This is a genomic window from Nocardiopsis alkaliphila YIM 80379, assembly GCF_000341005.1.
GTDB classification, from domain to species: Bacteria; Actinomycetota; Actinomycetes; order Streptosporangiales; family Streptosporangiaceae; genus Nocardiopsis; species Nocardiopsis alkaliphila.
Genome location: NZ_ANBD01000047.1, coordinates 1 through 24,748 on the forward strand (window position 1 = coordinate 1; position 24,748 = coordinate 24,748).

Genomic DNA, 24,748 nt, shown 5'->3' on the forward strand with positions numbered 1-24,748 from the left:
ACCGCAGATGCTGCGTAAGTTCACCGCTGCCACCGCCATCGCCGGTGTCGCTCTGGGCGCCATGCTCGCCGCCGCTCCGGCCTCCGCCTCGCACGGTGGGGACCAGCAGTTCAACCAGAACCTGCAGCTGGTTCCGGTACAGCTGTGCAACACCGAACTGGCCGTCGGCCTGGTCGGCGCCAACGTGCCGATCCTGTCGCCGCAGACCACCGGTGACTGCGTCAACGGTCCCGTCAGCACCAACGTGGACGTTGACCACGACCGTGGCAAGAAGAAGGACAAGGGGCACGGCTACCACTAGCCGGTGACCAGACGGGGCCGAGGCCCCGGTAAGGGAACAGAGCGGTTGTGAGGCCCCTCGGCGTACGTCGGGGGGCCTCGTCGCGTCCGTCGACACGATGGGTACGACCGAGGAGATGAGATGAAGCGCGTGTTGTTGGTGGGGGCGGCCCTCGCGCTGGCGACCTCCGCCTGCGGTGACCAGGACGTTCCAGGTGAGGGCGAGCGCCCGAGCATGGACAGGACCGAACAGGAGGTCCCGCAGGACCGGACGGATCGCGACGGCGGCGATGGTCGTGATGACGGTGCTGTCGAGGGTGATGACCACATCGATGGTTCGACCGGGGGCGAAGACGGTGAGGTCCGGGTCCTCAACTATCACGGGGACGAGAACGGGTTCGACGATCAACGCCCCCAGGAGTACGTGATCGGTCATTCCACGACCTTCAGCGCGATGGAGTGGAAGGAATGGAGCCGGGAGCGGGCTCGTGGTGGGGGCGTGGTCCTGGGGACCTGGTGCATGGACCAGGGATGTCAGGACGACCCCTACGACATCGAGGTCGAACTCGGTGATCCGGTCGAGGCGAACGGCGCCCTCTACTTCTCCACCTTCACGATCACCGAGTACGACGACATGCCCGAGGAACAGCGCGACGCCCTCGAGCAGGTCGAAGGGGGAAGGCTCGGCGTCCCCACCGGGCAGGACTGAGTAGAGGGTGGGATTCGACTCCCCCTGCCTTCGCAGAATCCTTACAAAGGGACTTAGAAGGTGCAAAATACCTGCTCAGGGCGGGTCGAGGGGGAGTTCAGCGGGACGTGGAGACCACCGAACCGGGCGTGGCGGGCCCGAGAGGTCTCTAGTCTGCTGAGTTGTGGGACTCAACCAGTGGGCGGACGACCGCGCGAAAGACGAACAAGGCACCGATGGCCGGCCGGTGCCGCGGCACGGCCGTGCCGCACTGCTACGACTGGCCACCTGGTTGGAGACGGCCGAACCCGACCGGGCCGACGTCTTGGCCACCGCGGTCTTCGCCCTTCATCCCGCGCAACACCTTCAGGGGAGCGTCGACGATGGCGTCGCGGCGACCACCAGTTGGTGGCAGGGCGAAGCCGACCGCAGTACCGTCATCGAGCGCCCTGGGGCGCGCCCGCCCGAACCGGTCCGCGACCACCGTGCCCAGCAGGCACGATTGAGAGACGCGGCCGAATCGTCCGCGCACTGGCGTCGCGCGGGCGCCGATCAGGTGCGCGAACTGCTCATCGAACCCACGGGCGACCGCGCCCGCCTGGACCTGTCCGGGGCCGGCATGGAGGTCCTCATGGAACTCCTCACCGCGGCCCTGGGCTCCGGTGACGCCTCTCGCCGGCCCACCTCCGCCGGTGACCTGGAGTTCGGGCTGCGTCTGCACGTCATCGCCGCGCCCGGTGCCCAGACCACGGTTCGGGGGGAGGGTGGTGAACTGAGTCTGGAAGGGTTGCGCCTGTGCGTCACCCCCTACGAACAACACACCCTGGACACCCCCGTTCCAGACGCCCCTGTCGAGGAACCGGCCGACACCGATAACCTCCCCGGACCGGAGTCGGACGTCGAGACCACCGGTCCCATCGAGGTCATCGAGGAAACACCCTGGACACGGAGGTGGGGGTGATGGGAATGAACGCCTACACCGAGGACGCGGCCCTCATCGGTGAGCGGCAGGCCGCCGCACGCGCGCTCATGGCCCGGCCGCTGCTCACCCGCGAACGCCATCCCGCCGAGTTCTCCCTGATCCGGGCGCACGCCGAGTGGCTGATTCAGCGTTTCCAGCGGGTGCTCGGTTACCGTCTGACCGTGGCCGACGACCACGCCCGGCTGGTCAAGCGTGGTCTGGTCGAGGAAGTGACCCGACCCTTCACCCGTGCGGACGGTTCCCGGCTCACCCCGCGTGCCCTCACCTACCTCGCCTTGACCCTGGCGGTACTGGTCGAACGCACCGAGCCCGTCACCGTGCGTTCCCTGGCCGTCCAGGTGCGCCAGATCGCCCACGAGGCGGGGATCGACGTCGACCCCGAACGCGGTCTCGGCGAACGCCGCCCCTACTGCGCGGCCCTGCTCTGCCTGGTCGAACTCGGTGCGCTCACCGAGACCGCCGGCGGTGTTCGCGCGCACCAGGCGGACGCTTCGGTCGACGCCGAGCTGGCTCCCCGGACCGAGGTCCTACGCGCGGTCGCCGCTCACCTGCCCAAGGCCGGTGACACCGTCGACACCTTCCTCACCGAGGCGGCCGACCCCGATCCCGAAAGCGACCAGGCCGCGGAGATCGCTCTGCGCCGGAGGCTCGCCGAGACCGCCGTCGTCCACCGTGAGGACCTTTCCGATCGTCAACGCGACCGCCTGGCCGCCCATCAGTGGCGGGGGGGGGNNACACCGAGGTCCGGGCGGAGGGTGTGGCGCTCATCATGTCCGACGAGAACGACGTACGTCCGCGCTTTCCCTCCGACGACCCCGTCGGACACACCGCGCTGGCCCTGATCCGGCACCTTTCGGGCCTGCTGAACCCGGGCCGTCCCACCACCTCGGTCCCCGTCCCCGACCAGGAATTGGAGGTCGCCTTGGAGGCCCTGGGAGGGGCCGAAGCCCCGATTCGTGCGGAATGGGCGCGTGCCGCGGGCCCGGAGATCCCCGAACCCGAACGTCTCTTCGCCTTGGTCCTGGAACTCCTCACCCGAACGGGACTGCTCCGTGGCGGCCCCGGAGCATGGCGACTGGCCGCCGCCGCGGCCCGTTTCGGTTCCGAAGTGGACCATCGCGTCCCCCGTATCCAGGACAATGACGAAGACGGCCGGACGGACCCCACGCGACCGCGTGGTTCCACCCGGACCGAGGCCGGCTCCGACCTGGAAGCCGAGGCCGCGCCCCGGACCGATCCCCGAGGCGACCTCGACCGAGTGACGTCCGTGCTGCGAGCGGTGGCGAACGAGAAGGTGAGCGCGACCAGTGGTGACACAGGAGACCAACGAGGCCCCCGTGATGGCTCCGACTGACCCCGCCCCCCGCTACCGTCTCGAACGTGCGGGCATCCGGAACGTCTGGCAGTACGACGACCAGGTCCTGGAGTTCGCCGAGGGACGGTTGCTGCTACGTGGCCGCAACGGCGCCGGCAAGTCCAAGGCCTTGGAGATGCTGCTCCCCTTCCTCCTGGACGGGGACGTTCGACGCCTGGACACCACCGGCACCAACCGCACCAGCCTGCGCTGGCTCATGGCCGACGACCCCCGTGCCACGCCCGCTCCGGCCGAGGAGGAGACCGGGCCCGACCTACTCGGTGGCCTCGAGGACGCCTCCTCCGAGGAGACCGAGGAGGCCTCTGGCGAGGAGTCCCCCCAGGCCCAGGAGCCGAACGATCCCTCCGGACCCGTCACGCGCCTGGGATACCTATGGGTGGAGTTCACCACCGGCCGTGGCGACCGCGGCCTGGACGCCGCGGCCCGTTCCGGTACCGGTCCCAACCCCGGTTCCGCCTCCGCCCTGCTCGCCGCCCAGTCGGAGAAGACGCAGGAACCCGGATCCGAGGATCCCCCACCCCGCCACCTCACTCTGGGGGCGGCGATCATGGCCGTGGGCGACTCCGACCCCCGCTGCGTCTACTTCGTCACCGAGCGCCGAGTCGGGCACGACCTGGAACTGGTCGTCGACGGTCGGCCCAAACCGGTGGACCGCCTACGCGCGGAACTCGGACCCGACAACTGCTTCACCAGCGCCGTCTCCTATCGCGCACGGGTCATGTGGAGTCTGTTCGGCATCGACGACTCCGTCCGCTACCGCAACCTCATCCACTTGCTCTACCGGCTGCGCCGCCCCACCATCGGCGACCGCCTGGAGGCGGGCGAACTCGTCAGCGTGCTCTCTGAGGCACTGCCGCCCATGGACGAGACCGTCCTGGACGAGGTGGCCCGCAACATCGCCGACCTCGAACAGGCCCGCACCGAGAAGAACGCCCTCACCGAGGCGGGCGCCGGTGTCGCCGAGTTCCTCACCGACTACCACGGCTACCTGGTGCACACCCTGCGCGCCCGCGCCGCCGAGGTCCGGGAGCAGCTCGACGCCAGGGACCGTCGGGTAGGGGAGACCGACCGCCTGCGCGCCGAACTCGACGAACTCATCACCGCCGAGAGCAGCATCGCCGAGGAGCGCGATCAGGTTCGTCGCACCCGCGACACCGCCGCGGCCGACGAGGGCACCCTGGTCGGCGTCCAAGGGGGAGCCGCCACCGCCACGACCAACGAACGCCGAGCCTACGACGCCGCCGTGGGCGCCTACATCCGTGCCGCGGAGGCCGCCTGGGCCGCCGCCGAGCACGCCGCCACCACCGAGGACCACGCGATCGAGCGCCTGGGCGAGGACACCACCGCCATCGAACGCGCCCTGGAGGTCCTGCGCCAGACCCACGTCGAGGCCACCCGCGCCGTCACGGCCGCCGGCATCGACCCGGAGGCGCTGGGGCGGGTCCCCGAGACCCGCGTCACCGTCCACGCTCCTCGGGAGAGCACGACCAGGGTGGACCTCCAAGGGCTCGAACAGGCCGTGGAACGCGAACCCGTCGATGGCCTCGACCTCGCCGACCTACGCGAGAACCTCGGTAGGCTGCACGATCGACTCACCACCGCCGCGAACGCCGCGGTGGAGCGTGCCGACCTCGCCGCCCACCTCATCGGACTCACCACCGCCGAGGCCACGGCCGACCGTCGACTCGTGGCCCTCACCAGCGAGGCCGAGAGCGCCCAGGCCACCCTTGAGCACGCCCACACACGAGAACAGGACGCCATCGCCGCCCTGCGCGAACAGAGCTCCGTCTACGCCGACGGGGTCCGTGCCTGGGCCGCACGCCTACGCGACTCCAGCCACGCCCACGCCCTGGGTGAGGCCATCCACGACGTGGAGAGCAGCGTCGAACTGCCCATCTCCGACGCCCTGCGTGTGCTGGACCCCGGCGTTCCCGCCACCGTCGCCCGCCTCGCCCACACCGCCGTCGACCCACTCCTGGAGGAACTTCGGGCACGTCGCGACGTGGCGGTCAACGAGGAGGGCCAGCTCTCCGACGAGCTGGCCGAGCTCGCCGCCCGTAAGGCCAAGAACGCCGACAGCGCTCCCGAACGCCCCGCCTGGGCCACCCACCCGCGCTCCGATGCGGACGGGGTCCCCTTCCACCTCGCCGTCGACTTCGCCGATGGGCTCAGTACCCGTGAACAGGCCGGGCTGGAGGCCGCGCTGGAGGCCGCCGGAATCCTCTCCGGATGGATCCGTGCGGACGGAACGCTGTACGACCCCACCACTCGCGACCTCGTGGTCACCCCGGCCCGCCCCGCCAAGGGCCGCACACTCTTGGACGTCCTCGTACCCGTCGCCGTACCCGACCGGGGCGTCCAGCACGATGGCCTGCGCGCGCTGCTCGCCTCCATCGCCCTGCACTCGGAAACACCGGCCGAGGCCGAGGACGGCGAGGCCAAACACCGTCGCGACAGTTCCGTGGCCACCGTCAGCTCCATGTCCCTCAGCGGAGGGTGGCGCCTGGGCGTGCTCTCCGGGGCCCACCACAAGAGCGAACCGGAATACATCGGTGAGGCCGCTCGCAAACGCGCCCGTGATCGCCAGTCCGCCAACACCGAACGTCGCATGGCCATCGCCGAGGCCCTGCTCGCCGAGGCGGGGGAGCGCCGCTGGGCGCTCGAACGCTCCTACACCGAGCTCCTGGCGGTGTCCCGGGACCTGCCCGATCCGGCACCGCTCGTACGGGCTTGGGCCACCCTCGACGTGGCCCGTTCCGACGTGGCCGTCGCCCGCCGCGCCCACGACACGGCAGGTTCCGCCGCGGAGGCCGCTCGCACCGAGCTCCTCGCCCTGCGTGCCCGGCTGGCCGAAACCGCGGGTTCGGCACGGACACCGACCACCTCGGACTCCGCCCCCCGGACCCGCTCGGAGGAGGGGCCCCTCCCCACCACCCGGGCCGAACTCGACAGCGTCCTGCGCGCCCTGGACCACCTACGCGTGCTCATCGCTTCGGCCCTGCGCGACCTCGACGTCCTGGCCTGGCGACTCATGGACCACGAACGTCACGTCGGGGCCTGGAACCGTACCCGGCAGGCCCGGCTCCTCGCCGAAGACGCCCGAGCCGCCGCGATCGACGACATGATCACCGTGCGTCGCCAGTTCGAACTCGGTGACCGCGCCCGCGGGGTCCCCACGGAGCAGATCGAGGCAGCCAGGGACCAGGTCCGCGCCCGAGCCCAGGAAGCCGCCGAACGTCTCCCCGAACTCGAACGCCGCGCCCAGGCGGCCCGTGACGAACGCGTCAGCGCCGAGGCCCGACTCAAGGCCGCCACCGTCGAACGCGCCGAGCAGGTCCGTCGTGCCCTCACCACGGGGGAGGGACTGATCGCAGCGGTTACCACCGTGGGCGACCTCGCCGCCTCGGCCCCCGGGCAAGCACGGGAGATCGTCCCCGACACCGTCCTGTTGCGTGCCGCCGGCCTGGAGGACTGCGCCGAGGAGAACGGCCCCCTGGCCCGCTACCTGGCCGCCTTGGACACCGACCCCGACGTCGAACCCACCGGTCCCGACGAACGCCTGGACCTCCTCGCGGCCTTCGTCGAACAGCTGGAGGAGGGGCTGGCGGCCCAGACCGAGGTCACCGACGTCGACGACAGCGCCATCCTCGGCAGTCGTGAGGACCTCCAGCGCCTGCTCGCTTCCGTCGGTTGGGTCCAGACCCGCACCGAACTCACCGAGCCCCGGGGGATCAAACGCCTCACCGTCCACGACGAGGAGGGCACCCACGACGTCAGCGCCTACGCGGAACACGTGGCCGAGTCCGTCGCCCGGGCGGAGGAGAGCGTGGCCGTCGCCGAGGAGGAGGCCTTCGAGCGCCACCTGCTCGGCGAACTCGCCGGACACCTCTCCCGCCAGATCGACGAGGCCCGCGCCCTCATAGCCACCATGAACGACGTCCTCAAGGACGTCACCACCTCCGCCGGACTCGGCGTGCGTTTGGACTGGAGCCTGGCACCCGACGCGGGGGCCGACATCGAGGCCGTCGTGCCGCTGCTCGCCACCCCGCCGATGGAGCGCTCTCGGGTACAGACCACCCGGTTGCGCGACGCACTGCGCCGTTGCATCGAGGCGATCCGCCGTTTGGACCCGACCGCCACCGGTGGCGCCCAGTTGCGCGCGGCCCTGGACTACCGCTCCTGGTTCACGTTCACCGTCTACGTCACCGACACCGCCGGGGACGAGCGCCGTCTGGGCCACCGCACCGCCCTGAGTCAGGGTGAACAACGCGTGGTCGCCTACCTGGTGCTGTTCGCCGCGGCCGCCGCCCACTTCGACGCCTTGGCCCTCCGCGCGCCCTGGGCGCCTCGCCTGATCCTGCTGGACGACGCCTTCGCCAAGGTCGACGAACCCACACACGGTCGACTGCTCGGTCTGCTGGTCGAACTCGACCTCGACTTCGTGCTGACCTCCGAGCGGGTCTGGGGTTGCTTCGCGAGCGTGCCGAGTCTCAACATCTATGAATGTCTGCGTGACCCGAACGTGCCGGGTATCGCGACCCTGCACTTCACCTGGGACGGTAGTCGGAGGAAACTGGTCGGAGTCTGATCGACTCCTGGGAGCCGACCGGGGCGGGCGTTACACGCATCACCAACACCTCTCCTCCCCGCCTGTCCTAGTCTGCTGATGCAGGTTCGAGAACGGAGCGGGGTGGCGAAGGTGACTCGGGTACCCGAGACGGACGCGAACGGAGGACGGGACGGTCGACAAGCCGTTCCCGAGACCGACGACCCCACCACAAGGGCCCTCTTGAAGGCTCTGGCGCGCTCCGGGCAACCCTCGCGGGTTCGAGGTTGGATCCACGCCGCGCTTTGGGGAGAGGAAGCCCTGGACGCCCTCTTGAAGGGCGAGCACGTTCCCGAACCCGTCATCGAGGGCCACGGTGGTGACCCATCGCACGCACACGTGCGCCGTGCCTACCTCACCGGCATTCGGGTACAGGGCTTCCGCGGCATCGGTCGTCCCGCGGAGCTCACCTTCCCCGCGGGTCCGGGTCTCACCGTCATCGTCGGCCGCAACGGCTCCGGAAAGTCCAGTTTCGCCGAGGCGGCGGAGGCCGCGCTGACCGGCCGAAACCCCCGCTGGGACGCCATGCCCACCGGGTGGCGCGATGGCTGGCGCAACCTGCACTACGACGAGCGCACCGAGGCCAGCGTCGACATCCACATCGCGGGTGATGGCGGACCCACCCGGATCAGCCGGCGTTGGGTCGGAGAGAGCGTCCGCTCCGCCCGAGGAGAGGTCGTTCACCCCAATGGCGAGGTCTCCCCCCTGCGAACCCTGGACTGGGGCGAGAATCTCGTCCGCTACCGACCCTTCCTGTCCTACGACGAACTCGGTCGCACCGTCACCGGTCGCGCCGCCGAACTCTACGACACCCTCACCGCGTTGCTCGGCCTCACCGGGCTCGCCGAGGCCGAACGTCGTCTGGCCAAGGTCTGTGATGGCCTGGTCCGTCGTCGTGACAGGCCTTCTCGGCGTCTTCGCCCCCTCATGGACGCCCTCGGTGCCTCGAACGATCCGAGGGCCGCGCAAGCCGTCCACGTCCTCTCCTCGCCCAACATGGACCTGGAGTTCCTGCGTCGGATCGCCGCGGACGACGGCCCGAGCGATCCGGCCCAACACGTGGTCCTGCGTCGACTGCGGCGTCTGGCCGTTCCCGAGCGCGTCCTGATCGGTGACGTCGTCAACGAACTGCGCGGCGCCGCGATGGAACTGGCCATGGCTGCCGGGAGCAAGGGCGACCACGCCCACGGCGTCATCCGCCTCCTCGAACAGGCCTTGGAACACCACAAACGCCACCCGACCGAGACCACCTGTCCCACCTGTTCCACCACGGGCGTTCTCGGTCCGGACTGGGTGCGTCGGGCCAACGCCCACTTGCGGGCACTACGACCTCAGGCCGCCACCGCCTCCGCCGCCTACGAACGTGCTGAGACCGCGCGTGATCAGGCGCGCTTCCTGCTTTCCCCGATGCCGTCCTGGCTGCCGCCGGAGAGCGAACTCGGCCAGGTGTGGGCCCTGTGGGAGTCCGGTGCCGACATCGAGGACCTCGCGGAGCTGGCCGAGCACGTCGAGACGGTGGGACGCAGACTCCGCGCCGCCGCCATCAGTGCGCGCCGTGACGCCGCCGAACGCCTGGAGGACCCCACCAACGGGTGGGCCGAGCTCGCCGAAGGGCTCTCCGAGTGGCTCGACGACGCCCAGGGCGCCATCGAGGCCAGTGAGACGCTCTCGGTCGTGGAGTCCGCCCTCGAGTGGCTCACGGAGTACGCGCGCTCGGTACGGGCCGAACGGTTGGGTCCGGTGGCCTCCCAAGCCGAACAGGTGTGGTTCCGGTTGCGTCAGGAACGTCACATCGACCTGCAGGGCATGCGGCTCATCGGCCGTGGCGCCCGCAGGCGGGTCGAGGTGGACGTGGCAGTGGACGGGGTGGAGGACCAGACCAGTGCGCCCGGACTGCTCAGTCAGGGGGAGTTCCAGGCCTTGGCTTTGTCCATCTGCCTGCCACGCACCCTCGTGAACGGTAATCCGTTCGGCTTCCTGCTCCTGGACGACCCGGTCCAAGCGATGGACACCGAGACCGTCGAAGGGCTGGCCTCCGTGCTCGCCGAGGTGGGACGGCATCGTCAGCTCATCGTGTTCACCCACGACACCCGCCTCTCGGACGCGCTGCGTCGCCTGGGGCTGCCCGCGGACATCCGCACCATCAACCGTGACGCCATGTCCAACGTCTGGCTCGCCGAGAACGAGGGCTGAAGGCTTCCGGGGGCCGATGGGAGGGTGCGTGGCGTCACATTCCGGCCGTTTCCCACGACTCCCGGAAGGTGCGTGAAGGCCGAGGATCCCGCCCTGAGCGGCGGTTTCGTGTCCAAAGGGCGGCGCCGCGCGAGGTGGAGGGGAGGGGAGGGGACGTTCGATTTGGCAGAGCACCCCTCGATCCCTGTATAGTTATGACCAGCGCAAGGGGGAACACCCCCGGGGCGGACGAGAGAAAGTCCCACAGCGCGCCCCTTTAGCTCAGTCGGCAGAGCGTCTCCATGGTAAGGAGAAGGTCTACGGTTCGATTCCGTAAAGGGGCTCCACCACTTGATGAGGTTCCGGTCCACTCAGGTGGGTGGCCGGTGGAGCTTCGCCGGCCTTGATCGCGAGAAATCCCGTGTAGGATTTTCTTCGGTCTGATCCGGGGCGGGGTAGCTCAGTCGGTAGAGCAAGCGGCTCATAATCGCTGTGTCGTCGGTTCAAGTCCGGCCCCCGCTACCAACCCGCTGGCCCCTGAGGGAACAAGACGCTCAGGGGTCGTCGTGGGTATCCAGCAGTGTTCAACTGCGCCCAGGTAATGTCTCCAGCGAGAAAGGCACTCCGAAGTGGCTGCCACAGACGTGAGGCCGAAGATCACCCTGGCCTGCCAGGAGTGCAATCACCGGAACTACATCACGCGCAAGAACCGTCGGAACACTCCCGACCGTCTGACGATCAAGAAGTTCTGCCCGAACTGCCGCAAGCACAACGACCACCGCGAGACCCGCTAGGTCCCGGAAGGTCCGTCGTCCCGAGCAGGGAGTGGCCGGCTTCTCGTAGAATCCAGCCCGGTGAGCCAAACGCTCACCGGGCTGCTTGCCGTTGAAGGAGGTCGTGCCGCCACGACGGCGGGCCGGCCTCGACGTTTCCACACCCGAGAGGCAGAGCGTGGCGATCAACCCTGACTACCTCGGCCGGGAGTATCCCGCCCCCGAGACCTATGAGGTGACACGCGGAAAGATCCGCGAATTCGCCGAGGCCATCAACGACCTCAATCCGGTCTATCTCGATCAGGCCTCCGCCAAGGCCATGGGGTATCCCGACGTCATCGCTCCGCCCACCTTCCCGGTGATCCTGGGCATGGCCGGCTCCGCCCTGGCCATCGCAGACCCCGAGCTGGGGGTCGACTTCTCCCGGGTCGTCCACGGGGACCAGAGTTTCCACTACAGCCGCCCCCTGCACGCCGGCGACGTCCTCACCACTCTCACCCGCATCACCGACATCAAGGCGCTGGGTGGAAACGAGCTCCTCACCTTGGAGACGGTGGCCGAGGCGGCCGACGGACAGCACGTGGTGACGGCGGGCATGATGCTCGTCGTCCGGGGATCCTAGGAAGCGGGGACAGACCATGAGCAGGCTCGATTACAAGGCCGTCGAGGTCGGTGCGCGGTTGCCGGAACGGACCTTCCCGGTCCGCCGTTCGGACCTGGTCCGCTACGCGGGCGCCTCCGGTGACTTCAACCCCATCCACTGGAACGAACGCTTCGCCAAGTCCGTTGGTCTGCCCGACGTGATCGCGCATGGCATGTTCACCATGGCCGAGGCCGGTCGGGTCATCACCGACTGGACCGGCGACCCCGGAAGCATCGTCGACTACGCGGTGCGCTTCTCCGCCCCGGTGGTCGTTCCCGACGACGACGAGGGCGCCGAGATCACCGTCGGGGGCAAGGTCAAGTCCAAGAACGAGGACGGCACGGTCACCGTCCTGTTGACCGCCCGTTCCGGCGGGGCCAAGGTCTTGGTCAAGGCCACCGCCGTCGTCCGTCTCCCTTGACGTGCGCGCAGTCCACAGCGGCCACACGAGAACGAAGAGGTACCCGTGTCCACCATGCTCGCCGACCACACCACGCTCGGTCTGGGCGGCCCCGCCAAGGCCTTTTTGACCGCTCACAGCACCGATGAGCTGGTCCGGCTCGTCACCGAAGCCGACCGCACCGGCGAGCGTGTCCTCGTGCTCGGTGGCGGCAGCAACCTGGTGGTGGCCGACGACGGGTTCCCCGGAACCGTGATCCTGGTGGACTCCAAGGGCGTCACCTCCACCGAGGCCGGGGCCGACCCGAAGACCGGCGAGGAGGTCGTCCTGCTGCGGGTGGACGCGGGCGTGGAGTGGGATCCCCTGGTCGCGCGGACCGTCGAGGAAGGACTCAACGGCATCGAGTTCCTCTCCGGCATCCCCGGCCGGGTGGGCTCCACCCCCATCCAGAACGTCGGCGCCTACGGGCAAGACGTCAGCCAGACCATTCGGGAGGTGCTGGTCTTGGACCGCGCCACCGGAGAGTTGGTCACCATGTCCAACGCCGACTGCGGATTCACCTACCGGGACAGCGCCTTCAAGGGGCACGACCGCTACGTGGTGTGCGAAGTGGTCTTCGAGATGCGACGTGGGCCGTTGAGCCGGCCCGTCCGCTACGCCGAGGTGGCCCGCGCCATGGGCGTGGACGCGGGGAAACGAGTGCCTTTGGCGCAGGCCCGTGAGGTCGTCCTGAGGTTGCGCCGGGGCAAGGGCATGGTCATCGATGCCTCCGACCCGGACACCCGCAGCGCGGGTTCGTTCTTCACCAACCCGATTCTGTCGCCCCGGGAGTACGCGGACTTTCGTGCACGCGCCGTTGAACGCCTGGGGCCGGACGCCGAGATTCCCGGTCACCCCGACGAGGCTGGCAACGTGAAGCTCTCCGCCGCCTGGCTGATCGACCGGGCCGGATTCACCAAGGGGTACGGGGGCGGGCCCGCACGGATCTCCGGCAAACACACCCTTGCCCTGACCAATCCGGGCGGAGCCACCACCGCCGACCTGTTGGATCTGGCCCGCGAGGTGCGTGCCGGGGTCGAGAAGGCCTTCGGAGTGCGCCTGGTCAACGAACCCGTCATGGTCGGAGTCGGGCTCTGACCATGACGGCGAAAAACGGCAAAGAAATGAGTTAGGTGCGTCTAACTCGCCTTTTCGCCTTGCCTGATAAAGCAATTCGATGCCCCGATGAATTGCCGCAAAAAATATTCACTGATAATGTCGTTGCCGTCGAAGGGGAGTAGTCCCCAATGCGTGCGGTCGACATACTGGACACCCGTCCCGGCTGCATGAGCCCAGTTCGAGCGGGCGGACGAGACCTTTGACCCGGTAGATGCGGCCGGGTTGAAGGGGTGTTCTCCGCCTCCTTCTGCCCACCACGGACAGTGGGAGCAGTATGTCAGCTTTTCTCGTCGGTCTCGGGGTGAGTTCCCTGGCCATCTTCATCGCGGAAATGGGCGACAAGACCCAGCTCGTCGCGATGTCCTTGGCGACCCGTTATCGGGCTCTGACGGTCATCCTCGGTATCACCGCCGCGACCGCCGTGGTCCACCTGGGCAGCGTCTTCATCGCCGAAGTCCTCGGCGCCGCCGTCCCCACCGACTGGCTCACCCTCATCGCGGGTCTGGCCTTCCTGTGCTTTGGTCTATGGACTCTGCACGGCGACGAGATGACCGACAAGGACGAAGCCAGGGCGGCCTCCCGCCGGATCCGATCCGGTTTCATGACCGTGTTCGTGGTCTTCCTCGTCGCCGAACTCGGAGACAAGACCATGCTCGCCACCATCACGGTCGGCACCCAGCACCACTGGTTGCCCGTGTGGATCGGTTCCACCCTCGGCATGGTCGCCGCCGATGCCATCGCCATCGTCCTTGGTGCGGTCCTGGGCAAGAAGCTCCCGGAGAGGGCGATCCGGATCGGTGCCTGTGTGCTGTTCTTCGTCGCGGGCGCGGCCATGCTCGGGCAGGGTGTGTGGGGACTCCTGGCCTGACCTCCCACGACCCGTGGTTACCAAGGGTTAGGGTGGTGATTCCCTGCGTAGCCGAACCGGTTCTGGAGAAGTGTGATGAACGGCAAGGAAACCCTGAGTGCTCTGGCGATCACGAGTGCGTTCGTCCTGGCGCTCTCGGCCTGTGGAAACGGTGCGGGGCAGACACCCGACCCCATGGAGTCCCCGGCCGAGACCGCCCCGATGGACGCCGCGCCGGACGCCGAGAGCCCCACCCAGGACGAGGGTGGTGAGGGCGGCGACGAGATGACCGTCTCCGGTGAGGACGAACACCGGGTGAGCGACGAAGGCGCCATCGACATCACCTGCGACGGTGGCGGTGAGATCTACGTCGAGGCCGCCGCCGAGGTCACCATCACCGGTGACTGCTGGGACATCGAGATCACCGCAGACGGCGCCACGGTGACCGCCGACCAGACCCGGGGCCTCGATATCGAGGGCTCCGACAACGAGGTCACCATCGAGAGCGTTCGGGAACTCGACATCGAAGGTGACAACAACACCGTCGAGACCACCAGCGTCGAAGAAGTGGAAGTCGAGGGTTCCACCAACACCGTCACCTACACCGAGGACGTCCCGGACATCCAGGACGACGGTACCGACAACACCATCGAACAGGGCTGACCGGCCTCGCTTCGACGAATGGCGCCGGCCCTGCCACCGATGACCGGGGCAGGGCCGTTCTCGTGTCCGGAGCCGGTGAGCCCGAACTCCTCGCAGACGATGGCCTACGGGCGTTGGAAGCGGCACCGGTCACGGAAGGTCGGCTGAAACGCGGCGACGAACGTCGTGCGGTCCTCAGGCCGGTGGCCAGACGCGCAGCGCGGTGTCGGCCATCGCTTGGAGTTCATCGCGGTCGACACCACTCGCGGCTTGTACGGCGATACCGAACGTCAAGGTGGCGACGTAGCGGGCCAAGAGGTCAGGATCGGCTTGTGGAGGCAGGTCACCGTCGTCGACGGCTCGTTGGAACCGCTCTCGCACCCGGAAGTGGCCATCGTTGCGCCAGGCGATGAGAAGGTCGCGGGGGCCGCGTCCGGAGGCACCGACGGCCAAGGCGGCCTGGACACCCATGCACCCGTGAGGATGGGTCGGGCCAGTGGTGGCGCGGACCGCCCCCTCCAGGATCGCGGTGGCCACGCCGAAGGCGGTCGGTTCCTCCAAGGCCCGAGTCAGGTAGGCGCTCGGGCCTTCGGTGTAGCGCTCCAACGCCTTGCGGAACAGTTCTTCCTTGTTGCCGAAGGCCGCGTACATGCTGGTGGTGGATATACCCATCGCTTCGGTCAAGGTGGCCAGGCCGGCGCCCTCGTAGCCGAGTTCCCAAAAGACCAACATGGCGCGTTCGAGGGCCTGGTCGGTGTCGAACCCTCGGGGGCGGCCGATCGCTCCGCTCTGCTTGGTAGCCATCCCACCACCCTATCCCTTCCGCATCGATCCATGCAGAAGTGCTACGCTCCTAGTTCTGTATCGATCGATACAGAACTAGATGGGAGCCCTCACATGGGATTACTTGAAGGCAGGACCGCTCTCGTCACCGGTGGCAGCAGCGGAATCGGCCTGGCGAGCGCCGTGCGGCTGGCGGCCGAGGGCGCGCACGTGTTCATCACGGGCCGGCGCAAGGCCGACCTCGATGAGGCCGTCGAAGTGATCGGGTCGGCCACGGCGGTGGCCGGTGACATCGCGAATCCGGCCGACCTGGACCGCCTCTACGAGACGGTCCGTGACCGGGGACAAGGCCTGGACGTGCTGTTCGCGAACGCCTCCGTCGCCGAGTTCGCGCCCCTCACGCAGATCACGGAAGAACACTTCGACACCCTCTTCGGCATCAACGTCCGGGGCACGGTGTTCACCGTTCAAAAGGCGTTGCCACTGCTCAACGAAGGCGCCTCCATCATCCTCAATGGCTCCACCAACGTGGACGGCGGTGCCGAGGCGTTCGGTGTGTACGCGGCGACCAAGGCCGCCACCCGATCCTTCTCCCGGACTTGGGCCAACGAACTCAAGGAACGCGGCATCCGGGTCAACACCATCACGCCCGGTCCGACCGACACCCCTGGCCTGTCAGGCCTGGCTCCCGACCCCGAGCAGGCCGGCGGCCTCAAACGGCACCTGGCCGCCCACGTACCGCTGGGCCGACTCGGGCGTCCGGAGGAGATCGCGGCGGCCGTGGCCTTCCTCGCCTCCGAGCAGAGCAGCTTCGTCACCGGTTCGAGCCTGTACGTCGACGGGGGGCTGAATCAGATCTGACCCATGTTCGGGGGAAGGACACCAAGGGGCCCGGGCACCATCGGTGCGGGTGAGCTCGGTGGTCGGGACGCACGTATGGCGATCGTGACCGGTCACGATCTCGGCGGAGCCGAGACGGTGGTCCCGGCAACGGTCGTTGCGGCGTCCCACCCGACTAAGCGCGGAGAAGGATTCCTGTTCCTCGGTGGAGAGAAGCGTTTCGAACCTTCGCTGCTCCGCACTCGCCCATGATCATGGGCCAGATCCCTCCGCCGCCCCACCCCACGTGTGTCCGTGGGGCGGGGCGGCGGACCCGGCCCTGGCGCCTTCTAATCGGGAGGGGTGGACAGCCAGGTGTCCACCCCCGCGAGCAACTCCTTCTTGAGCGCCTCCGGAGCGCCCGAAGCGCGGATGGACATGCGGGCGAGTTCGGCGAGTTCGGCGTCGGTGAAGCCGAAGACCTCGCGGGCGATCCGGTACTGCTCCACCAGGCGCGGCCCGAACAGCAACGGGTCGTCCGTGCCCAGAGCGATGGGTGCACCCGCGTCGAACAATTTGCGCAGCGGCAGGTGGTCCACCTTCTCCACCACGCCCAGACCCACGTTGGAGGTCGGACACACCTCCAAGGTCACTCCTTGGGTGGCGATCCGCTCCACCAGGTACGGATCCTCGATCGCCCGCACCCCGTGCCCGATCCGATCGGCGCCCAGTTCGTCCAGGCACTCACGCACACTGCGCGGCCCGTCCAACTCACCGCCGTGCGGAGCCGAGAGCAGGCCCGCGCGCTTGGCGATGCGAAAGGCCGCCTCGAACTCTCGTGCCCGGCCCCGCCGTTCGTCGTTGTTGAGCCCGAACGACACCACGCCCCTGTCGACGTATTGACGGGCCAGGCGAGCCAGGGCCCGTGCGTCCAAGGGGTGCCGGATTCGGTTGGCCGCCACCATGATCCCGACGCCCACACCGGTGGCCCGTTCGGCGGCGCGTGCGGCGTCCAGGATCAGTTCCAGGGTCGCGGTCAGCCCATCGAAACGGGACGCGTAGCCGCTCGGATCGACCTGGATCTCCAACCAGCCCGACCCGGCGGCTCCCTCGTCCTCGGCCGCTTCCAGCAGTAGCCGGTACATGTCCTCGGGTTCCTTCAGGACCGAGCGGGCGATGTCGTACAGGCGCTGGAAGCGGAACCAGCCACGTTCGTCCGTGGCGCGCAGCTTGGGCGGCCACTCCGCGGCCAGGGCCTGAGGCAGGTGTACTCCCCGCGTCCGGGCCAACTCCACGAGGGTCTCGTGGCGCATCGACCCCGTGAAGTGCAGGTGCAAGTGGGCCTTGGGCAGCCGGTCCAACCGGCGGGCGCTGGTCGGTGTCTCCATGACGTAAGCCTGCCGTATGAACCACGTCCTTCGCATCGAGAACGAGGGACCGAGGCCCATCACACACGTGGGAGCGCCCTGGACCGGGGCGCTCCCACGTGTGCCGGGAGGTCTATTCGGCCTCGGCCAGCAGGTTCTGAACGCGGGTCACGCCCTCGGTGAGGTCCTCATCGCTGAGGGCGTAGGACAGGCGCAGGTAGCCAGGGGTGCCGAAGGCCTCGCCCGGGACCACGGCGACCTCGGCCTCCTCCAGGATGAGTTCGGCCAGCTCGGTGGAGGTCTGCGGGGTCTTGCCGCGAATCTTCTTGCCGAGTACGCCCTTGACCGACGGATAGGCGTAGAACGCGCCCTCGGGCTCGGGGCAGACCACGCCGTCGATCTCGTTGAGCATGCGCACGATGGTCTGCCGGCGGCGGTCGAAGGCCTTCTTCATCTCGTCGACCGCGGCCAGGTCACCGGAGACGGCGGCCACGGCGGCGGCCTGCGACACGTTCGCGACGTTGGAGGTGGCGTGCGATTGCAGGTTGCTCGCGGCCTTGACGATGTCCTTGGGACCGATGATCCATCCCACACGCCAACCGGTCATGGCGTAGGTCTTGGCCACACCGTTGACGATCACCGTGCGGTCGGCGATCTCGGGCACCTCGACGGGCAGGGAGGCGAACTCCGCGTCACCGTAGACCAGGTGTTCGTAGATCTCGTCGGTCAGCACCCAGAGGCCGTGCTCGTTCGCCCACCGCCCGATGGCGCGCACCTGCTCACGCGGATACACGGCGCCGGTCGGGTTCGATGGGGAGACGAAGACCAGGACCTTGGTGCGCTCGGTGCGCGCGGCCTCCAACTGCTCGACGGAGGCGAGGTAGCCCGTGCTCTCGTCGGTGACCACGAACACGGGGACGCCCCCCGCGAGCTTGATGGACTCGGGGTAGGTGGTCCAGTAAGGGGCGATGACGATGACCTCGTCACCCGGGTCCAGCATGGCGGCGAAGGCCTCGTAGATGGCCTGCTTGCCCCCGTTGGTCACCAGGATCTGCGAGGCGTCGACCTCGTAACCGGAGTCACGCCTGGTCTTTTCGGCGATGGCCTTCTTCAGCTCGGGAAGGCCGCCGGCCGGGGTGTAACGGTGGAAACGAGGTTCGCGGGCGGCGGCCACCGCCGCCTCCACGATGTAGTCGGGGGTCGGGAAGTCCGGTTCCCCCGCGCCGAATCCGATGACGGGTCGGCCCTCCGCCTTCATGGCCTTGGCCTTGGCGTCCACCGCGAGGGTGGCGGATTCGGAGATGGCGCTGATACGTGCAGAGACACGGGGTCGGTCAGTCATGGATCCCATGGTGTCATGTGCGCCTTCCCGGCGTCGGAGGGAAGGTCACTTCCCTGAGCGAGGAAGGTCACCTCCGGCCTCGATCAGCCGAAAACGGTTTGGACGAGGCCCGAGGGTGGGCGTAGAATGAATCGTGCCGGCCGGTTCGTTACCGAGGCGTCACCCTGTGTGGGTGTGCGACGGCTCTCAGGACCGGCTATGGTGGGGAACGCAGTTTCCGCTAAAGGGCAGTGGCTCAATTGGCAGAGCACCGGTCTCCAAAACCGGCGGTTGGGGGTTCGAGTCCCTCCTGCCCTGCAAGTCCACACGCGGTGGGGTGGCGATGAATCGCCACCCCACCGCGAGGGCAACGGAACTACGGGGAATCAAGCAGCCCGCGACCCTAAGGACCCCAGGTGACTCAGACTGACGCCGACGCCAAGCCAGGCAAGGAGCCCACGCGTCGTACCGGTCCGGTGACGTTCACCAAGCAGGTCGTCGGCGAGCTGCGCAAGGTTCGCTGGCCCACGCGCAAGGAACTGGTCACCTACACCATCGTCGTCTTGGTGTTCGTGCTGATCGTCCTGGCCTACGTCTCCCTTCTGGACTTCGCCTTCGGTGAGGCCGTCACCTGGCTCTACAGCACCTTCGGTCGCCCCAGCGTCTGACGCCGTCCGGGCGTTGGTCGGCGGCCCCGCGGATCCGTCGCGCAAGGCCCTTTCTCATCCGCGCGTTGGTCCCGTCTCGCCCGAAGAGACCGTAAGCTGGCAGAACTGGGTTCGACGCACGGCCTTGTTCGGTGTGCGTCGCACGCATAGCGAATCCGACGAGAGAAAGAGCAGCCGTGTCCGAGTCCCCACTGACCTCTGACGACTTCCCCGAAGAGGAGCCGGATCAGTCGTCGGCGGAAGAGACCGGCCTGGCGGGCGAGCCGGCGGAGTCGGCGGTCGACGCCGATGGTGCCGACCTCGCCGAGGAGGCCGGATCGGCCGACGACAGCGCTGAAGAGGCCGCTCCCGAGGAACCCCGTCTGGACCCCGTCGAGGAGTTCAAGAACGAGCTGGTCCTCTTGCCCGGCGAATGGTACGTCGTGCACACCTACGCGGGCTACGAGAAGCGCGTCAAGGCCAACGTCGAGAGCCGTACCCAGTCCCTCAACATGGAGGAGTACATCTTCCAGGTCGAGGTGCCCGAGCACGAGGTCACCGAGGTCAAGAGCGGCAAGCGCCAGCAGGTCACCGAGAAGGTCCTGCCCGGCTACGTGCTCGTCCGCATGGACCTGACCGACGAGTCCTGGTCGGCGATCCGCAACACCCCGGGCGTCACCGGTTTCGTGGGTCTGTCCAACAAGCCGGCCCCGCTCAGCCTCACCGAGGTCGCCAAGCTGCTGGCCCCCGAGCCGGAGGAGGAGCCGGAGCAGAGCCCGCAGGCCGCGGCCGCGGGCGGTGCCGAACCCCGCTCCGACGTCGCCTATGAGATCGGCGAGTCCGTCACCGTCATGGAGGGCCCGTTCGCGACGCTGCCCGCCACGGTCAGCGAGATCAACGGCGACACCCAAAAGCTCAAGGTGCTCGTGTCGATCTTCGGTCGGGAAACGCCGGTGGAACTCTCCTTCAACCAGGTCGCCAAGATCTGACGTCGTGGGGTTCACCCCACATCCCGCCCGGATCACTGTCCAGGCGACGTAGACTTGGTGGGTCCATCCCGATCGGGATGGACCCACCGTCGTGTGTCATCCCCGGGGCCCACCCCGGCGACACGCGCCCGGCCCGTCCGGTCCCGACGGGCCCCACGCCCTCGGCGTGGGGAACAAGCCTCCTTCGGCAGCGGTGCGTTCGTGGTCCATCGTGACCCGGACGTGTCGTCAGGGAGGCAGGGGCCCGCACACAACGCAGATCAGGCAAAGGACCCGATATGCCTCCGAAGAAGAAACTCGCCGCACTCGTCAAGGTGCAGCTGCCCGCCGGTCAGGCGACCCCGGCGCCGCCCGTCGGTACCGCTCTCGGTCCGCACGGCGTCAACATCATGGACTTCTGCAAGCAGTACAACGCTGCTACGGAAGGCCAGCGCGGCAACGTCATCCCCGTAGAGATCTCCATCTACGAGGACCGATCCTTCAGCTTCGTCACCAAGACGCCTCCGGCGCCCAAGCTGATCCTGAAGGCCGCCGGCGTGGACAAGGCCGCCGGTGAGCCCGGTCGCAGCAACATCGGCTCCATCACCGCCGACCAGGTCCGTGAGATCGCGCAGACCAAGCTGCCCGACCTCAACACCGACGACATCGAGGCCGCCACCAAGATCGTCACCGGTACCGCCCGCTCCATGGGCATCGAGGTCAAGTAGCTCCCGCGAGGGGTCGCTCGACGGCAAGAACCACAGTGGCAGGGCCAGGCGCTGGCCCAAGGACCACACGTTCCCGTAGGAGAACAGCGTGAAGCGCAGCAAGAACCACCGCAAAGCCAGCAACCTGGTGGACCGTGACCGGCTCTACAGCCCCGCCGAGGCTTTGAAGCTGGCCAAGGAGACCACCAACGTCAAGTTCGACGCGACCGTCGAGGTCGCCCTGCGTCTGGGCGTCGACCCGCGCAAGGCCGACCAGATGGTCCGCGGCACCGTGAACCTGCCGAACGGCACCGGCAAGACCGCTCGGGTCCTGGTCTTCGCGACCGGTGAGCGTGCCGAGCAGGCGCGGGCCGCCGGCGCCGACATCGTCGGTGACGACGACCTGGTGGAAAAGGTCCAGAACGGCTTCCTCGACTTCGACTCGGTGGTGGCCACCCCGGACCTCATGGGCAAGGTCGGTCGTCTGGGCCGCGTGCTCGGCCCCCGTGGCCTCATGCCCAACCCGAAGACGGGTACCGTCACCCCGGACGTGGCCAAGGCCGTGACCGACATCAAGGGCGGCAAGATCGAGTTCCGGGTGGACCGCCACGGGAACCTGCACTTCATCATCGGCAAGGCCTCGTTCGACGAGTCCAAGCTGATGGAGAACTACCAGGCCGCGATCGACGAGGTGAACCGCCTCAAGCCGTCCGCCGCCAAGGGCCGCTACATCAAGAAGGCCGTGGTCTCCACCACGATGGGCCCGAGCATCCCGCTCGACGCCTAAGACCTTCAAGGCCCTTGCGTGAAGACGAAACGGCCCCCGGAACCTCTTGGGTTCTAGCGGTGGTCGCAACACCCTGACTTTCAGGAGGTTGCGACCACCGTGTCGTTTTCGAAGCAGGAACTGGCCCGCCTGCGGGCGAGGTTCCTGGAACTGATGGCAGAGGTCGGTAACGTCACAGAGGCCGCACGCCGTCTCGGAGTGAACAGGAACACCGCGTTCTCCTGGGCCAGGAAGGCCGGGCTGGGCTCCAAACGGCTCCCGCACCCAGGGAAGGCACAGTTCCACCGGCTGCGCTCACAGGGACTGTCCCGGCGAGAGGCCGCGCAGCAGGTAGGGGTGAACGAGCGCACCGCCCGGGACTGGGACCACGGGGTCTGCAAGTCCGGCAACTCCAGGCTCTACCCCGACGGCCGCCGTGTGGACTACTCCACCGGACAGACCACCATGGAGTCCATGGCCAGTCCCGCACCCACCGTAGCCGTGCTCGAAAAGCAGATCGATCCGCGTTTTTTGACCCTCGCGGACCGGGAGAAGATCGCTGACCTGGACCGGGCAGGGTGGAGCTTGCGGGCGATCGGCCGCGAACTGGGGCGCCCCGCCTCGACGATCAAGCGCGAGCTCGATCACCACCGGAACACGGACGGCTCCTACGGCGCTTATGCGGCCCAACGCGAGGCAACCGCCCGCAGGGCGCGTCCCAAGCCCGCCAAGCTCGCCGCTCCAGGCCGGTTGCGCGACTACGTCGCCATGGGCTTGCGGGAGCAGTGGTCACCGGAGCAGATCAGTCAACGGATTCGCACCGACCACCCCGACGACGAGGACATGCGCGTGAGCCACGAGACGATCTACCAGGCGCTCTACGTCCAAGCCCGCGGCGGACTCAAGCGCGAGGTCGCCGCCGCGCTGCGCACCGGCCGCATCCGACGCAAGCCCCGCCGCTCACCTGAACGACGGCAGAGCCGGTTCACCGATCCGATGGTGATGATCAGCGAGCGCCCCGCCGAGATCGAAGACCGTGCCGTCCCGGGGCACTGGGAAGGCGATTTGATCACGGGTGCGTACAACAAGTCCGCGATCATCACCCTGGTCGAGCGCTCCACCCGGTACGTGCTGCTGGGACACCTGCCCGGGGAGCACACCACCGAAGCCGTCGGGGGTGTGCTGAGCGAGCTGATCGGGTCGCTGCCCGAGCATCTGCGCGGATCGTTGACCTGGGACCAGGGCAGCGAGATGGCCTCGCACAAGGCGTTCAGCGTCGCTACGGGGGTGCCGGTGTTCTTCTGCGATCCGGCCTCCCCCTGGCAGCGCGGATCGAACGAGAACACGAACGGTCTGCTGCGCCAGTACTTCCCCAAGGGCACGGACTTGTCCGCTCATGGTCCGCTGGATCTGGAGCATGTCGCGCACAAACTCAACGGTCGGCCACGCCAGACGCTCGGCTGGGAAACCCCAGCCGAGCGTCTGGCTAGGATCGTCTGATCAACGAGGTGTTGCGACGACCAGTTGAATCCGCCCCTCGGGCGGGGGCCGTTTCGTGTCCTTAGGGGACCGGATCAGCCGATCTGGTCATCGGACGGCATCTCGAAGGAGGTCGTGCCGATCTCGGAGAACTCCATCGTGATGGCGGCCTCGTCGTCAGAGAAGTCGATACGCATGGGGAAACCGTCATCGGCGACCCACAGGGAGACGTCCAGGGTGCCGCTGACCGATCCGATGAGTTCGAGGACCGCGAGCTTGTGTTCGGCGTCGAGGGCGTCGATGTCCTCTTCGCTCATGCTGCCCTGGATGACCGTGGTCTCGACTCCGTTGACCTCTTCGGTGCCGCTCTCCTCGATCTGGTCGATCTCGGCGAAGGCGGCGACGAGGTCGGGCAGGGACTCGAGGTCGAAGGTGTCGGTCGGGTTCTGTTCCATGTCGGATGCGTCCCCGCGAATCCAGGGGGCGTCTCCCTGGAGGCCGTGCTGGTCGGCGACCAGCGGATCCGAGCCTTCCTGGATGATGACGACATGGGTCCCCAGGTCCTCGGCGGTCACGCCCTCCGGCAACTCGCCGCCCATGGACATCAACTCGAACATCATTTCACCCAGGAAGGGCATGGACATGGTGGCCTGCATGGCCTCCGGGGCGTCCATCACCTCGTAGAGAAGACCCATCTCGATGTCGCCCATCTCGGGGTCGGGCATCGTCATCTCGATGTCGAGGGTGTAGTTGGTGATCTCGGTGGTGTTGTCCACCAGTCCGGCCAAAAGGTCCTGGAGGGTGCTGGTGCCTTCCTCCTCCTGCTCTTCGGCGGAGACGGTGGTCTCCTCATCGGGGGTGTCGTCGCCACAGGCCGTGAGCATCAGGGCGAGGGAGAAGGCTCCGGCGGCGAGCATGGCCGGGGTTCGGGTCATGAGGAAATCACTTTCGTTATGGGGGAAGGGGGCGGCAGGGAGCGGGGGCGCCCGGTGAACCTCATATTGGCAGTCACGCCGGACATTTCGGGTGTGGGTTTCCCGATGGGTGCGAGATTCTCACCCAAAGGTGACGAGAGTGGCGGCGGTCACGTTCGCCCGTATCGGATCGATGCGCGAGCACTCTCTTCATCCGTTAGGATTGGTACTTGCCGAAGACCGCTGGTCGTCACCCGCTCGGGTGACCTAAGGACCCGTTCACGATGGGCGCCCGCGCAGGTGTCACCAGAGCTTTCCCGTTCCGGAACCGTGTGCCGTGCACGCCTACCGAGAACGCGGACGTGCCCCGTGCGCCTTGCGCTCGGGGCTTTTTCTCGTGCTGACGCCGATC

Annotated in this window: 21 protein-coding genes, 3 tRNA genes and 1 pseudogene; 21 read left to right on the forward strand and 4 right to left on the reverse strand. The window is 68.0% G+C overall.

Going from position 1 to position 24,748, the window contains the following annotated elements; genetic code table 11:
* The 14 genes and pseudogenes from D472_RS0107385 to D472_RS0107450 all read left to right on the forward strand — a co-directional run.
* Nucleotides 1–301: hypothetical protein (locus D472_RS0107385; RefSeq protein WP_017603854.1), on the forward strand; the 301-nt coding region annotated here is incomplete at its 5' end.
* A gap of 120 nt (nucleotides 302–421) precedes the next feature.
* Nucleotides 422–988, forward strand: a complete 567-nt coding sequence (locus tag D472_RS0107390; RefSeq protein WP_017603855.1) for a hypothetical protein — start codon at nucleotides 422–424, stop codon at nucleotides 986–988.
* 163 nt (nucleotides 989–1,151) lie between these two features.
* Complete coding sequence (locus D472_RS0107395) at nucleotides 1,152–1,928, forward strand: DUF2397 family protein (protein WP_017603856.1); 777 nt, start codon at nucleotides 1,152–1,154, stop codon at nucleotides 1,926–1,928.
* Nucleotides 1,929–1,996: 68 nt separating this feature from the next.
* Nucleotides 1,997–3,303, forward strand: a pseudogene (locus tag D472_RS26640) (TIGR02678 family protein).
* Nucleotides 3,257–7,912 (forward strand): TIGR02680 family protein, encoded by a 4,656-nt coding sequence (locus D472_RS0107405; RefSeq protein WP_017603858.1) that lies wholly within the window; start codon nucleotides 3,257–3,259, stop codon nucleotides 7,910–7,912. Before D472_RS26640 ends, D472_RS0107405 begins: the two are co-directional and overlap by 47 nt.
* A gap of 102 nt (nucleotides 7,913–8,014) precedes the next feature.
* Nucleotides 8,015–10,123, forward strand: coding sequence for an AAA family ATPase (locus tag D472_RS0107410; RefSeq protein WP_017603859.1), 2,109 nt, complete (start codon nucleotides 8,015–8,017; stop codon nucleotides 10,121–10,123).
* A gap of 250 nt (nucleotides 10,124–10,373) precedes the next feature.
* Nucleotides 10,374–10,449: transfer RNA gene (locus D472_RS0107415), tRNA-Thr, on the forward strand.
* A 102-nt stretch (nucleotides 10,450–10,551) separates the two neighbouring features.
* A tRNA-Met gene (locus D472_RS0107420) sits at nucleotides 10,552–10,627 on the forward strand.
* A 104-nt stretch (nucleotides 10,628–10,731) separates the two neighbouring features.
* A complete protein-coding gene (rpmG, locus tag D472_RS0107425) occupies nucleotides 10,732–10,896 on the forward strand; it encodes a 50S ribosomal protein L33 (RefSeq protein WP_026117477.1) in 165 nt (54 codons plus the stop codon).
* Between the two features lie 157 nt (nucleotides 10,897–11,053).
* Complete coding sequence (locus tag D472_RS0107430) at nucleotides 11,054–11,497, forward strand: MaoC family dehydratase N-terminal domain-containing protein (protein ID WP_026117478.1); 444 nt, start codon at nucleotides 11,054–11,056, stop codon at nucleotides 11,495–11,497.
* Nucleotides 11,498–11,513: 16 nt separating this feature from the next.
* Nucleotides 11,514–11,939 (forward strand): MaoC family dehydratase, encoded by a 426-nt coding sequence (locus D472_RS0107435; RefSeq protein ID WP_017603861.1) that lies wholly within the window; start codon nucleotides 11,514–11,516, stop codon nucleotides 11,937–11,939.
* A gap of 45 nt (nucleotides 11,940–11,984) precedes the next feature.
* Nucleotides 11,985–13,055 carry a UDP-N-acetylmuramate dehydrogenase gene (locus tag D472_RS0107440; RefSeq protein WP_017603862.1) on the forward strand — a complete coding sequence of 357 codons (1,071 nt, stop codon included), beginning with the start codon at nucleotides 11,985–11,987 and terminating at the stop codon, nucleotides 13,053–13,055.
* 295 nt (nucleotides 13,056–13,350) lie between these two features.
* Nucleotides 13,351–13,944, forward strand: a complete 594-nt coding sequence (locus tag D472_RS0107445) for a TMEM165/GDT1 family protein (protein ID WP_026117479.1) — start codon at nucleotides 13,351–13,353, stop codon at nucleotides 13,942–13,944.
* A gap of 75 nt (nucleotides 13,945–14,019) precedes the next feature.
* Nucleotides 14,020–14,586 (forward strand): DUF3060 domain-containing protein, encoded by a 567-nt coding sequence (locus D472_RS0107450; RefSeq protein ID WP_017603864.1) that lies wholly within the window; start codon nucleotides 14,020–14,022, stop codon nucleotides 14,584–14,586.
* Between the two features lie 174 nt (nucleotides 14,587–14,760).
* On the opposite strand, the gene D472_RS0107455 is transcribed toward D472_RS0107450, so the two are convergent.
* A complete protein-coding gene (locus D472_RS0107455) occupies nucleotides 14,761–15,369 on the reverse strand; it encodes a TetR/AcrR family transcriptional regulator (protein WP_017603865.1) in 609 nt (202 codons plus the stop codon).
* A gap of 93 nt (nucleotides 15,370–15,462) precedes the next feature.
* Between D472_RS0107455 and D472_RS0107460 the strand changes: the two genes are divergently transcribed.
* The gene (locus D472_RS0107460; protein WP_017603866.1) at nucleotides 15,463–16,209 is read left to right on the forward strand and encodes an SDR family NAD(P)-dependent oxidoreductase; all 747 of its coding nucleotides are present in this window, start codon (nucleotides 15,463–15,465) and stop codon (nucleotides 16,207–16,209) included.
* Between the two features lie 308 nt (nucleotides 16,210–16,517).
* On the opposite strand, the gene D472_RS0107465 is transcribed toward D472_RS0107460, so the two are convergent.
* Together D472_RS0107465 and D472_RS0107470 are read right to left on the reverse strand one after the other, a co-directional pair.
* Entirely contained in the window at nucleotides 16,518–17,555 is a 1,038-nt protein-coding gene (locus D472_RS0107465; protein WP_017603867.1) for an adenosine deaminase, read from the reverse strand.
* A gap of 112 nt (nucleotides 17,556–17,667) precedes the next feature.
* Nucleotides 17,668–18,876 (reverse strand): pyridoxal phosphate-dependent aminotransferase, encoded by a 1,209-nt coding sequence (locus D472_RS0107470; protein ID WP_026117480.1) that lies wholly within the window; start codon nucleotides 18,874–18,876, stop codon nucleotides 17,668–17,670.
* 224 nt (nucleotides 18,877–19,100) lie between these two features.
* Between D472_RS0107470 and D472_RS0107475 the strand changes: the two genes are divergently transcribed.
* From D472_RS0107475 to D472_RS0107500, 6 genes are all read left to right on the forward strand, one after another.
* A tRNA-Trp gene (locus tag D472_RS0107475) sits at nucleotides 19,101–19,173 on the forward strand.
* Between the two features lie 98 nt (nucleotides 19,174–19,271).
* Nucleotides 19,272–19,523, forward strand: coding sequence for a preprotein translocase subunit SecE (gene secE / locus D472_RS0107480; protein WP_017603869.1), 252 nt, complete (start codon nucleotides 19,272–19,274; stop codon nucleotides 19,521–19,523).
* A gap of 176 nt (nucleotides 19,524–19,699) precedes the next feature.
* Complete coding sequence (nusG, locus tag D472_RS0107485; protein ID WP_017603870.1) at nucleotides 19,700–20,491, forward strand: transcription termination/antitermination protein NusG; 792 nt, start codon at nucleotides 19,700–19,702, stop codon at nucleotides 20,489–20,491.
* 278 nt (nucleotides 20,492–20,769) lie between these two features.
* Nucleotides 20,770–21,198, forward strand: coding sequence for a 50S ribosomal protein L11 (gene rplK, locus D472_RS0107490; RefSeq protein WP_017603871.1), 429 nt, complete (start codon nucleotides 20,770–20,772; stop codon nucleotides 21,196–21,198).
* A gap of 88 nt (nucleotides 21,199–21,286) precedes the next feature.
* Complete coding sequence (gene rplA, locus D472_RS0107495; protein WP_017603872.1) at nucleotides 21,287–21,964, forward strand: 50S ribosomal protein L1; 678 nt, start codon at nucleotides 21,287–21,289, stop codon at nucleotides 21,962–21,964.
* A gap of 303 nt (nucleotides 21,965–22,267) precedes the next feature.
* The gene (locus D472_RS0107500; RefSeq protein ID WP_152447915.1) at nucleotides 22,268–23,443 is read left to right on the forward strand and encodes an IS30 family transposase; all 1,176 of its coding nucleotides are present in this window, start codon (nucleotides 22,268–22,270) and stop codon (nucleotides 23,441–23,443) included.
* 74 nt (nucleotides 23,444–23,517) lie between these two features.
* Here D472_RS0107500 and D472_RS0107505 read toward each other — a convergent pair whose 3' ends face one another.
* Nucleotides 23,518–24,357, reverse strand: coding sequence for a LolA-like protein (locus D472_RS0107505; protein ID WP_017603874.1), 840 nt, complete (start codon nucleotides 24,355–24,357; stop codon nucleotides 23,518–23,520).
* Between the last annotated feature and the right edge of the window lie 391 nt (nucleotides 24,358–24,748).

Bases quoted from the DNA above. Each gene is read 5' to 3' on its own strand.
- D472_RS0107390 (WP_017603855.1), top strand. From the start codon at position 422: ATGAAGCGCGTGTTGTTGGTGGGGGCGGCCCTCGCGCTGGCGACCTCC.
- D472_RS0107435 (WP_017603861.1), top strand. From the start codon at position 11,514: ATGAGCAGGCTCGATTACAAGGCCGTCGAGGTCGGTGCGCGGTTGCCG.
- D472_RS0107445 (WP_026117479.1), top strand. From the start codon at position 13,351: ATGTCAGCTTTTCTCGTCGGTCTCGGGGTGAGTTCCCTGGCCATCTTC.
- D472_RS0107450 (WP_017603864.1), top strand. From the start codon at position 14,020: ATGAACGGCAAGGAAACCCTGAGTGCTCTGGCGATCACGAGTGCGTTC.
- D472_RS0107455 (WP_017603865.1), bottom strand. From the start codon at position 15,369: ATGGCTACCAAGCAGAGCGGAGCGATCGGCCGCCCCCGAGGGTTCGAC.
- D472_RS0107460 (WP_017603866.1), top strand. From the start codon at position 15,463: ATGGGATTACTTGAAGGCAGGACCGCTCTCGTCACCGGTGGCAGCAGC.
- D472_RS0107465 (WP_017603867.1), bottom strand. From the start codon at position 17,555: ATGGAGACACCGACCAGCGCCCGCCGGTTGGACCGGCTGCCCAAGGCC.
- D472_RS0107470 (WP_026117480.1), bottom strand. From the start codon at position 18,876: ATGACTGACCGACCCCGTGTCTCTGCACGTATCAGCGCCATCTCCGAA.
- rplK (WP_017603871.1), top strand. From the start codon at position 20,770: ATGCCTCCGAAGAAGAAACTCGCCGCACTCGTCAAGGTGCAGCTGCCC.
- D472_RS0107505 (WP_017603874.1), bottom strand. From the start codon at position 24,357: ATGACCCGAACCCCGGCCATGCTCGCCGCCGGAGCCTTCTCCCTCGCC.